The sequence below is a fragment of the Candidatus Deferrimicrobiaceae bacterium genome (assembly GCA_035256765.1).
Taxonomy (GTDB): Bacteria; Desulfobacterota; Deferrimicrobia; order Deferrimicrobiales; family Deferrimicrobiaceae; genus CSP1-8.
Genome location: DATEXR010000277.1, coordinates 1 through 2,253 on the forward strand (window position 1 = coordinate 1; position 2,253 = coordinate 2,253).

4 protein-coding genes are annotated in these 2,253 nt (G+C 66.2%); 2 read left to right on the forward strand and 2 right to left on the reverse strand.

Annotated features, from left to right (window positions below):
- Both VJ307_09610 and VJ307_09615 read left to right on the forward strand, forming a co-directional pair.
- A partial coding sequence (locus tag VJ307_09610; GenBank protein ID HJX74399.1) for a phosphomethylpyrimidine synthase ThiC occupies positions 1-537 on the forward strand: 537 nt, incomplete at its 5' end.
- Positions 497-1,339 carry a hypothetical protein gene (locus VJ307_09615; protein ID HJX74400.1) on the forward strand — a complete coding sequence of 281 codons (843 nt, stop codon included), beginning with the start codon at positions 497-499 and terminating at the stop codon, positions 1,337-1,339. The genes VJ307_09610 and VJ307_09615, both read left to right, overlap by 41 nt.
- On the opposite strand, the gene VJ307_09620 is transcribed toward VJ307_09615, so the two are convergent.
- Both VJ307_09620 and VJ307_09625 read right to left on the reverse strand, forming a co-directional pair.
- Entirely contained in the window at positions 1,312-1,872 is a 561-nt protein-coding gene (locus VJ307_09620; GenBank protein HJX74401.1) for a CvpA family protein, read from the reverse strand. The genes VJ307_09615 and VJ307_09620 overlap by 28 nt on opposite strands.
- 74 nt (positions 1,873-1,946) lie before the next feature.
- The coding region (locus VJ307_09625; GenBank protein ID HJX74402.1) for a pyruvate kinase alpha/beta domain-containing protein at positions 1,947-2,253 on the reverse strand (307 nt) is incomplete at its 5' end.

The window sequence follows — 2,253 nt, forward strand, 5'->3', positions numbered from 1 at the left end:
ACCGAGCGCGCCTGGGAAAAGGACGTGCAGGTGATGATCGAGGGACCGGGGCACGTGCCGATGGACCAGATCGCGGCCAACGTGGTACTCCAGAAGCGTCTCTGCCACGGGGCGCCGTTCTACGTTCTCGGCCCCCTCGTCACGGACATCGCCCCCGGGTACGACCACATCACCTCCGCGATCGGAGGGGCAATCGCCGCCTGGAGCGGTGCGGATTTCTTATGCTATGTGACGCCGTCCGAGCACCTTCGGCTCCCGTCGGTCGAGGATGTCAAAGTTGGGGTGATCACGTCCCGCATCGCCGCCCACGCCGCCGACATCGCGCGCAAGATCCCGGGCGCGATGGACCGGGACAACCGGATGGCCGACGCCAGGCGGAACCTCGATTGGAAAACCCAGATCGAGCTGTCGATCGACCCCGAGCGGGCGCGCGAGCTGCGGGGGGGGAGCCTGCCGGTGGCCGACGAGTCCGCCTGCACGATGTGCGCGGATCTCTGTGCCATCAAGACCTCCCAGAAGGCGATCCGGCGACGTTAGCGGCCGGGGAGGCCCCCCGGAACCGTTACCCTCGCCGGTCGCCCGGGCGCTCCTCCAGCGGGGCCTCGCCATCTCCGAGTGCGCCGGGGAGAGCCGGACGCTCCTCCCCTACCTCTCCTCCCCGGAGGACCGGGAGAGCCTATACGCGCTTCTCCACTCTTACTCGTTCCGCCTCTTCCTGCGCGATATCCTTGCGCTGCGTGACCGGTACCGGCCGGAACGCCTGGGATCCTTCTTCTCGCAGGAATCCGTGGACGGGATGGCCCGGCAGGTCGAGCGCCTGGGGCTCATCCGGCGCAAAGCAGACGGAGCGATCCGCTTCCTGGCCGAGGCGGTCACCGACTTCGGGGACACCTTCGAGTGGTTCGTCGCGGAAGCGCTCCGGCGGCAGTTCGCCGCGGACGCCCTCTGGGGGGTCACGATCCCCGGCCTGCCGTGCGGGGGGGATTTCGACATCCTCGCGCTGGTCTCCGGGAAACTCCTTTACCTGGAGGCAAAGACCTCTCCGCCCAAGCACATCGAGCAGAAGGAAATGGCGGCGTTTCTTGCACGGGTGAAGACGCTCTCCCCGGACTTCGCCATCGTGCTGGTCGACACGCACCTGCGGATGAAGGACAAGCTCGTGCCGCTTCTCTCGGAGGGGCTTCGCATGGAGGGGATCGCCGACGGGGAGATGACGCGGGTGGAGAAGGAGACCTTCTCCTGGAAAAAACGGATCTACCTCACCAACGCCAAGCGGGACATCGTGTCCAACCTTTCCCTCTGCCTGCGGAACTACTTCCTGGACCGGTTCTTCGGCTGAAGGGACGCGGGCTCTTCCGTCTTCCCACCGGGCGGGGTGGCAAAGTCGCCGATCTTCTCCCGGAAGGAGTCGCGGATCCGTTCCGGGAAGACCTTCTGCATCCACCTCGCCGCCACCATCGCATTGGGAGCCAGCTTCGACTCCCGGAGAAGCGAGGTGTCCCGGGGGAGCAGGATGACGAGCACGAAGACAAGAAGCACCGAGAGGAGGACGCCCTTCCCGAAACCCGCGAGCATCCCCGCGAGCCGGTCGGTCCCCGACAGTGCCGATCCTCGCACCCACCGTTCGACGAGGAGGCCCACGAGGCGAACCGCCAGGTAGACGGCGAGGAAGGTCAGAAGGTACGCCACGATGTCGCCGTGGGAGAAGTCGAGGCGCAGACGCTCCTGCGCGATCGCGTAGAATTTCACCCCCGCGATGTGCCCTGCGATAAGCCCTCCCCAGGAGAACAGCTGGCGCACCATCCCCTGGAAGATCCCGTGGACGGCGAGTCCGAGGCACAAGACGGCGATGACGATATCGAGAAGGTTCACGCCCCTTACTGTACCGGAAAACGCCCCGGGCGGAAACATGCGGGGGAACGATGGGATGTGCCCTCCATCGTTTTCTAAAGACGGACCACGCGCATCTGGTCGCAGTGCCCCGTGGGAGAACCGTACACGATGACGAGACTCTCCCCCCGGGAGACGAGGCCCCGTGCCCGGATCTCCTTCACGGCGTTTTCCACCATCCGCTCGGGGGAGGAACTCCTTTTTGCGACGGCGGATTCCACCCCGCGGTAGAGCGCCATCCGGCGGGCCGAGGACCTCTTCGGAGTGAACGCGAGGACCGGCGCCCCGGGACGGAACTTCGAGACGATCCTGGCCGTGTGGCCGGACCGGGTGAAGACGACGATCGCTTTCGCGCCCAAAGAG